Genomic DNA, 267 nt, shown 5'->3' with positions numbered 1-267 from the left:
AGCAAAGCAGCGGGTGGGCGGTAGCCTTGTAACATAGTGCCATCTTCCAATACCATAGCTGGCGTGCCACGCACTCCAAAGGCTTCGCCTAATTGATACTGTTTTAATACCGTATTATCGCAGCTACTACGTGCTACGTTGCTACCATTTTTAGCCGCGCTCATAGCGGCTGTTTTATCATCGGCGCACCATACGCTTTGCATTTCACCATACACTGGTGACTCCACTCCACCACGCGGGAAAGCTAAGTAACGAACGGTAATACCC

1 protein-coding gene is annotated in these 267 nt (G+C 50.2%); it reads right to left on the bottom strand.

Translation table 11 applies throughout. The annotated features are described in order from the left end of the window. Positions 1-267: thioredoxin fold domain-containing protein (locus Q4528_RS14120; RefSeq protein ID WP_303522242.1), on the bottom strand; the 267-nt coding region annotated here is incomplete at both ends.

This window comes from Staphylococcus pasteuri (assembly GCF_030547725.1).
GTDB lineage: Bacteria > Bacillota > Bacilli > Staphylococcales > Staphylococcaceae > Staphylococcus > Staphylococcus pasteuri.
This window is presented reverse-complemented; position numbering and strand designations above follow the sequence as displayed.